Annotated in this window: 7 protein-coding genes and 1 tRNA gene; 2 read left to right on the top strand and 6 right to left on the bottom strand. The window is 61.4% G+C overall.

What is annotated here, in order from left to right:
- Positions 1 to 155: 155 nt before the first annotated feature.
- From DM806_RS03230 to DM806_RS03245, 4 genes are all read right to left on the bottom strand, one after another.
- Positions 156 to 1,469 (bottom strand): tyrosine-type recombinase/integrase, encoded by a 1,314-nt coding sequence (locus tag DM806_RS03230; protein WP_179041809.1) that lies wholly within the window; start codon positions 1,467 to 1,469, stop codon positions 156 to 158.
- A gap of 164 nt (positions 1,470 to 1,633) precedes the next feature.
- A tRNA-Glu gene (locus tag DM806_RS03235) sits at positions 1,634 to 1,708 on the bottom strand.
- A 295-nt stretch (positions 1,709 to 2,003) separates the two neighbouring features.
- Positions 2,004 to 2,798: a SapC family protein gene (locus tag DM806_RS03240; RefSeq protein ID WP_179041810.1), complete on the bottom strand. Its 795-nt coding sequence runs from the start codon at positions 2,796 to 2,798 to the stop codon at positions 2,004 to 2,006.
- Positions 2,799 to 2,927: 129 nt separating this feature from the next.
- Positions 2,928 to 4,367: an FAD-binding oxidoreductase gene (locus tag DM806_RS03245; RefSeq protein ID WP_179041811.1), complete on the bottom strand. Its 1,440-nt coding sequence runs from the start codon at positions 4,365 to 4,367 to the stop codon at positions 2,928 to 2,930.
- Between the two features lie 77 nt (positions 4,368 to 4,444).
- On the opposite strand from DM806_RS03245, the gene DM806_RS03250 reads away from it, so the two are divergent.
- A complete protein-coding gene (locus DM806_RS03250) occupies positions 4,445 to 4,879 on the top strand; it encodes a hypothetical protein (protein ID WP_179041812.1) in 435 nt (144 codons plus the stop codon).
- A 123-nt stretch (positions 4,880 to 5,002) separates the two neighbouring features.
- A complete protein-coding gene (locus DM806_RS03255; RefSeq protein WP_179041813.1) occupies positions 5,003 to 6,370 on the top strand; it encodes a DEAD/DEAH box helicase in 1,368 nt (455 codons plus the stop codon).
- 198 nt (positions 6,371 to 6,568) lie between these two features.
- Here the strand turns inward: DM806_RS03255 and DM806_RS03260 are convergent, their stop codons facing one another.
- Positions 6,569 to 6,781 (bottom strand): hypothetical protein, encoded by a 213-nt coding sequence (locus tag DM806_RS03260; RefSeq protein WP_179041250.1) that lies wholly within the window; start codon positions 6,779 to 6,781, stop codon positions 6,569 to 6,571.
- On the bottom strand, positions 6,778 to 7,242 hold the full coding sequence (locus DM806_RS03265; RefSeq protein ID WP_179041249.1) for a hypothetical protein: 465 nt from the start codon (positions 7,240 to 7,242) through the stop codon (positions 6,778 to 6,780). The genes DM806_RS03260 and DM806_RS03265 overlap by 4 nt, the downstream gene beginning before the upstream one ends.
- Between the last annotated feature and the right edge of the window lie 183 nt (positions 7,243 to 7,425).

Genomic DNA, 7,425 nt, shown 5'->3' on the forward strand with positions numbered 1-7,425 from the left:
GCTGCGCTGGCGACAAAATGTTTGACCAGTTTGACGCGACCGCTCAACGAGGCCGAGCATATCAACTAAGCGAACGAGCGGCCGGTTCTGAAATCAGCAATCCCGCTCTTGGACGGCAATAAAGGGCGCAAAGCTGAATTCGCCAGGTCGTTGGATTATCGTCTGATATCTTCCTTGTGAGGCGGCAGAGCCTCATTCCAGACTGCTGCAGGGTTTGACGTCAACGAGATTTGATCACGATCCTTATGGTCGGCCTTTTTGAACGATGCGTGCAGTACCTTTGCACCATCCCGAAGGAAATCGATATGGTCGGACCAGTGCTGCATCATTCGCACGCGCTCGTCCCAATATTCCCCGCGCGTATAGGCGCGCCGCACAGCATTATTGTCGCAATGGGCAAGCTGCCTCTCGATGGCGTCGGGATGCCATAACCCCATCTCATTGAGCAAGGTCGCTGCCATCGCCCGGAAGCCGTGCCCAGTCATTTCGTCTTGGGCGAAGCCCATACGCCGCAAGGCGGCATTGATGGTGTTTTCCGACATGGGCCGATCCACCGCGCGCAACGACGGGAACAGGAAGCGGCTGTAATCGACATCATGCTCGATGGACCGAAGGATGGCGAGAGACTGACGGGAGAGGGGAATGGTATGGGCGCGACGCATCTTGGTCTTGTGCGGCGGGATGGTCCACAAGGCATTGTCGAAATCAAAGTCTGCCCATTCGGCATGGCGCAGTTCGCCCGGGCGAACAAAAACATGGGGGAGGAGGCGCAGCGCTGCCTTGGTGTTGTCATGCCCCTCAAACGCCTCGATAGCCCGCAATAGCCCGCCTGCCTGGTGGGCGCCCGTAATGGCGGCCCGATGGACCGGCTGAGGCGCAATCAGCGCCCCGCGCAGATCGGCCGCCACGTCGCGCTCTGCCCGAGCCGTGGCAATGGCATATCGGAATATCTGACTGCATGTGCTGCGTAGGCGCTTGGCTGTCTCATACTTGCCTTTGCTTTCCATTTTGCGAAGCATGATGAGGAGTTCCTGCGCCGTGATCGAGGCAATGGGGCGTTTGCCGATCGAGGCGTTGATGAAGTCCAACAGCCAACTTAGTTTCTTCATCGTGGCAGCGGAGCGGTTCTCCCGCTCGGCCTTCAATAGCCATTCTTCAGCCACCGCCTGGAAGCTGTTGGAGGCCGCGACGGTGGCAGCAATTCGATCGAGCTTGATTCGTTCGCCAGGGTCTTCACCTTTGGCTAGCAGCCTTCGCGCTGCATCTCTTTGTGCCCGCGCATCGGCAAGACCGATGTCAGGATATACGCCAAAGGCGAGAGTCTTCTGCTTGCCCAGATAGCGATAATTCATCCGCCAGTAGCGTCCGCCCTTCGGCGTGACGAACAGGAACAGTCCGTCGCTATCAGTGAGCTTGTACGCTTTGTCGCGGCCTTTTGCCGCTTTGATGGCAACGGCAGTCAACGCCATGATGGTATCTCCCGTCAGGGAAGCGTCCATCTACCATCGAATGTACCAGCGGATTGTTGGTATGAAGTGGTATCCAGTCGCTCCGTATGCGACGAAGATATCATAAGAAAGTCTCAGAAAACAGCCGTTTATGGCATGTCTTGGCACCTTCTGAGATACGAAGGTGGTGACCCCTACGGGAATCGAACCCGTGTTTCAGCCGTGAGAGGGCCGCGTCCTAACCGCTAGACGAAGGGGCCATATGGTCGCATGGGCGACCGGCAGGGGCAGGCGTTTAGCAGGCAGGTTGGCTGCGTCAAGCGAAAGAGCGGGCTTCCATCATCAGCACAATAAAAAACCACCCCATGCAAGCATGGGGTGGCCAAGGTTCAGGGAGGAGACGCCTCCAAAAGGGGGAGGCGCCCATACGACACACCCGAAAGGGGGGCAGGTGCGCCGTATGACTAATAGATAGGGCAGGTCGCATCGCCTTTCAAGGGGAGATGCGCTGCCCTTTCCATCAATTATTTGAACCGTTTCCGGTGCATTTCTCAATCAGGCGTCGGCCGGTGCCGCAATCGGAGCCGCCGGAACGGTGATCGGGCCCTTGCCCTGGTTCACCTGCGCCTCGAAAATCTCGCGCATCAGCTGCAGCGAGAAGAGGTGGGCGTGGATCAGCGGCAGCATGCCGCTCTGGTTGATCTTGCGCAGTTGGTCGCCGCGCAGGTCGCGCAGCTTTTCCTCATTGACCATGCGGAAGCCGCGATAGACGAAGGGCTGATCGGCGATCGGCGTCTGGATCGACACTTCGCCATCCATCAGCAAATCCATTTCCTGCAGGTCGCGGACGAACTGGCCGGTGCGGGCTGCTGCCTGCTCGAAATCCTCGCAGAATTTCAGCACGCCCTGGGTCAGTTCGCTGGGCTTGCCGTCCTCGAACAGCGGCTGGCCTTCCTCGAACGCGCCCAGCGCCGGGCTGGTCGGGTCGAAGCAGAGCGACAGTTCGTCGCTGTCGGGGCGCAGCTTGGCCAGCATCCAGGGATAGCGACGGACATAGGCGGGGACATAGGCCGGGCCACGCAGCTTGCCTTCATCGTCCACGAAGATGTTGACGCCTTCGTTGAGGCCCATCAGCGCCAGCGGCACGCTGTCATTGCCGGCCGAAAAGATGATCGGGGTGAAGCGCTGGGCGGTGACGAACTCGTCGACGGTCAGCGGCACGGCGTGCTGGCTGATCAGGAACGGGGCCGAATCCACAGAACGCGTCTTGTAATCGGCGTGATCCTGGCTGCTGAGCGGGATCAGATCGTTGTAGAAGATCGGCAGATTATTCGCGGGCGCACTCGCCATGATCAGGTCCATTCTCTCAAATGATGCGGCGCTTCGACTTGCGCCGCGGGGCCGTAGATTGGGGCAGGGCGATATAGGCCTTGCGGGTCGGGCGCAATCGCTTTGTCGGCGGCCCGTACGCCCGTTGCGTCAGCCTTCGTCGGGCAGGGGGATCAGCTTGCCGGGGTTGAACAGCCCCTTGGGATCGAAGGCTGTCTTGATCGCCCGCAACGCGCCGATTCGCGCTGGACTGGAGAGGCGAGCCAATTCCGCCCGTTTCATCTGGCCGATGCCATGTTCGGCGGAGATGGATCCGCCCGCCGCTACCACGGCATCATGGACGAAGGCGTTGATCGTCTGTCCCTGCGCCGCGATCCAGGCGGGGCCGTCGCTGGTGCCTTTGGGGGCGCGGACATGGAAATGGACATTGCCGTCGCCCAGATGGCCGAAGGAGGAAGCGGTGGTTCCAGGGAAGGTCGCCTCGGCCGCCGCCGCCGTCTCGATCATGAAGGCGGGCATTTTCGCCACCGGCACGCTGATGTCATATTGCAGCGCCGGTCCCTGCGCCTTTTCCGATTCCGACAGCGATTCGCGGATGCGCCAGAAAGCCTCGGCCTGCGCCTCGTTCGCTGCGATGGCGGCGTCGACGGCAATGCCGCGCTCGAACGCTTCGGCCAGCGCGCCTTCCAGCCGGTCGGACGGGCCGGGTTCGGACAGGTCTGCATGGTCGATCTCGATCAGCACATGCCAGGGCGTCCGCGTTTCGATCGGCGATCGCGTGCCGTGAACATGGCCCAGTACGAAGCCCAGCGTGTCGTTGGCGATTACCTCGAAACCCTCGACGCTGTCGCCCAGCCTCTCCTCGACGAGACGCAGCAGGCGAAGTGCATCGGCGGGCGTCTCCACTCCGATCCAGCCGACCGCGCGGCTGGCGATCGCCGATACCAGTCGAAGTGAGGCAGCGGTGATGACACCCAAAGTGCCCTCCGCGCCGATCAGCAACTGCTTGATGTCGTAGCCTCGATTGTCCTTCTTTAACGCATCCAGCCCATCGAAGACGCTACCGTCGGGCAATACCGCCTCGACCCCCTCGACCAGCGCGCGCATCGTCCCGTGGCGCAGCACCTGCGTCCCTCCGGCATTGGTCGAGATAAGCCCGCCGATGGTGGCGGAACCCTTGGCGCCCAGGCTAAGCGGAAAGCGGCGCCCGGCCGCTTCGGCGGCGTCATGCAGCACGCTCAGGATCACGCCCGCCTCGCACACCGCCAGATTGTCGTCCGACGACAGGCTGCGGATGCGATTCATCCGCCGCAGCGACAGGATCAGGGCGGAGCCATCCGCCGGCGGCGTCGCGCCGCCCACCATCGACGTATTGCCGCCCTGCGGCACCAGCGGCACGCCCAGTTCCGCCGCCAGCTTCACCGTCGCGGCGACTTCCGCCGTCGAGGCGGGCGACAATATCGCCGCCGCCGCGCCATGATAGCGGCCGCGCCAGTCGCTGGCCCAGGGGGTGATATCATCCTGCTCGCTCGTTACCCCCTTGGGTCCGAGCAGGGCAGCGAAGCGGTCGATAATATGCTGTCCGATCATGGTTGCACCTATGCCTCAGAATTCATCGACTGTTCAACCATATGGCGATAGCGTGCCGCTCCAAGAAGGGGTCCGATTTGCTTCATTCCGTTTTGCTGCTTCTTGTCGCGCCTGCCGCCGAGCCTGTGCAGATGGCGCAGTTGACGATCCAGCAGCGCGTCATCATTCGCGTGCCGATGGCCCGCAAGGGCAAGGCGCCGTCGCGAATCGCGCCCGCATCCGACGAGGAATGGGAAGAGAAGAAGGGCCCGCGCTGCATCGCCCTGCGATCGATTCGCGGGGCCAGCATCGTCGTGCGCAATGGCGTGGACCTGATGCTGGCGGACGAGCATCGCTACCGCGCCCGGCTGGAGCGGGGATGCGATTCGATCGGCTTCTATTCGGGCTTCTATGTCGAACCGCATGAGGATGGATCGCTCTGTTCGGGACGTGACGAATTGCAGGCGCGCAGCGGGATGAGCTGCGCCATCGACAGTTTCCGCCGCCTGATCGCTGCAGAACCGGACGATTGATCGGCGCTTTTCGCTGCCAACAGCGTGAATTTCTTGACAAGGGACCGATATTTCCGGCAAGGCGCGCCGGATTTCCATCGTGCGGACGCGTTCGGTGGCCAACCTCCTGTCCCGGACAATTGAATGACTTTTGCCGATCTCGGCCTTTCCGACGAATTGCTCAAGGCCGTAACCGAATCCGGTTACGACACGCCGACGCCGATCCAGGCGCAGGCGATCCCGCCGGTGCTGATGATGAAGGATATTATCGGCATCGCCCAGACGGGAACGGGCAAGACCGCCAGCTTCGTGCTGCCGATGATCGACATCCTTGCCCATGGCCGCGCGCGCGCGCTCATGCCGCGCAGCCTGATTCTGGAGCCGACCCGCGAACTCGCCGCCCAGGTGGCGGAGAATTTCGAGAAATACGGCAAATATCACAAGCTTTCCATGGCGCTGCTGATCGGCGGCGTGCAGATGGGGGATCAGATCAAGGCGCTGGAAAAGGGTGTCGACGTGCTGATCGCGACGCCGGGCCGCCTGATGGACCTGTTCCAGCGCGGCAAGATCCTGCTCAATGGCTGCAACATGCTGGTCATCGACGAAGCGGACCGCATGCTCGACATGGGGTTCATCCCGGATATCGAGGAAATCTGCACCAAACTGCCGGCGCAGCGCCAGACTTTGCTCTTCTCGGCGACCATGCCGCCTGTCATCAAGAAGCTGGCCGATCGCTTCCTCTCCAACCCCAAGTCGATCGAGGTGGCGCGTCCGGCGACGGCTTCCACTAACATCACCCAGCATCTGGTGAAGGTCGATTCGCGCAAGAAGCGGGAGGCGTTGCGCGCGCTGCTCGACGCGCAGGACGTGCAGAGCGCAGTGATCTTCTGCAACCGCAAGACCACCGTGCGCGAACTCAACAAGAGCCTCCAGAGCCATGGCTACAAGTCGGGCGAAATCCACGGCGACATCGACCAGTCGTCGCGTATCGCCGAACTTGAACGCTTCCGTGAGGGCACGGTCAACATCCTCGTCGCCTCGGACGTCGCGGCGCGCGGCCTTGACATCAAGGGCGTCAGCCACGTCTTCAATTTCGACGCGCCCTGGCATCCGGACGACTATGTCCACCGCATCGGCCGCACCGGTCGCGCGGGGGCGAAGGGCGTTGCCTACACCTTCGTGAGCGAGGCCGACGCCGAGGCGATCGACAATATCCAGAAGCTGATCGGCACCAAGATCGCCTATGCCGAACTGTCGGCCGGCGCGGATCGTGCCGAAGTGTCGCGCGAAGACAAGCGCAGCGAAGGCCGCGACCGCAAGGACGACCGTCGCGGCAGCGACAGGCGCGACGGCCGCGCGCGCTCCGGTCCCCGCGATGATCGCCCGCGGGAAGATCGCAAGGATCGCGCCGCCCCGCCGCAGCGCCAGCGCCGCCACGAAGTCGACGAAGGCCCGGACGATGGCTGGAACGGCCCGGTGCCCGGATTCCTCTCGGTCGGCTTCAACGGCTGATCGCGAAAGGCGCGATCGGTTTCGGCGAGCGACCGGCATTCCTTCTCCCTCGGAGGGAGAAGGATACGAAGCCTTATCGCGCAGCGGTTAGCCGGAGTTGGATGAGTGGGATTGGCGCGAGGTTCGCCTGTTCTCGCAAGGGCAGTGCTCAACCAGCAATGATTAGGCCGCTCGGTACTTGGGCGGAAACGACCAGTTTCAGACCTTAGAACCGTTCCGGGTCCGCTCAGAAAGCTGCCGCTTGGCCTGCGCGATTGCTTCCTTCAGCTTGCTGTATCGGAATGCGCCAACGCTAAAGGAGTCGATCGGTCGGCGCAAAATCCCAAGGTTCGCCATTTCGGTCACTTCCGCTTCAGAGAGTGGTGCTAGCCCCAGTCCCGGTCCATTTCCCAGTTCCACATTCGTTGTCACGATGCATTCTCCGTGCGAGCAGCATGCGACATAGCAACTATCTTTGCCCGATCTTGCCTCAGGAATCGGCTACGATTCTGGAATGCCTTGCCGCTGACTTGGCCGTCGGCAAACTCGCGCGCTAACAAGCGCTCGTTCCTTTCCACAACTCTCTTTAAGGCCTTGAGGCTTTCGCCATAATCAGCCGTTTTCCCTGCACGTTCCTGGGCGAAGACATGGGGGCCATGCTCAGGATACGGAGTAGCGTTGACTAGCTGCCGGGTATGTAGAGAGGCGTCGCGATGAAATTCATACGCCGCACCGCTTACAGCTATTTCAGCGTTCATAATGGAAATTTGCTCTTGCGCGAGCAAGGAATTGAGGTCGCGATGTTGCCAATCAGGCTGAACACATCCGCCATCGTCTTCCCACGAGTTTATACTGAGGTCGCGTGAAGAAGTGTTATCTTTCGGCCGGGCCATAATGCTGCTCCTCTGCGTTTAAGCGGGAGCGCGTCACATCTCTCAGCCGTCCACATGCTGAATTTGCTGAACGGTGGAGGATAGATGGTAAGTCGGTCAGCAAATTACAATCAGTATGGCGGGAGCGTGCGTGGTTCGCTCTGTCCATCGGATCACCGAAAGCGGCTGTTCCCCTTTCCACCC

Source organism: Sphingobium lactosutens, assembly GCF_013393185.1.
Taxonomy (GTDB): domain Bacteria; phylum Pseudomonadota; class Alphaproteobacteria; order Sphingomonadales; family Sphingomonadaceae; genus Sphingobium; species Sphingobium lactosutens_A.

Excerpts from the sequence above, each read along its gene's own strand:
- DM806_RS03230 (WP_179041809.1), bottom strand. The coding sequence starts at position 1,469 with ATGGCGTTGACTGCCGTTGCCATCAAAGCGGCAAAAGGCCGCGACAAA.
- DM806_RS03240 (WP_179041810.1), bottom strand. The coding sequence starts at position 2,798 with ATGGCGAGTGCGCCCGCGAATAATCTGCCGATCTTCTACAACGATCTG.
- DM806_RS03245 (WP_179041811.1), bottom strand. The coding sequence starts at position 4,367 with ATGATCGGACAGCATATTATCGACCGCTTCGCTGCCCTGCTCGGACCC.
- DM806_RS03255 (WP_179041813.1), top strand. The coding sequence starts at position 5,003 with ATGACTTTTGCCGATCTCGGCCTTTCCGACGAATTGCTCAAGGCCGTA.
- DM806_RS03265 (WP_179041249.1), bottom strand. The coding sequence starts at position 7,242 with ATGGCCCGGCCGAAAGATAACACTTCTTCACGCGACCTCAGTATAAAC.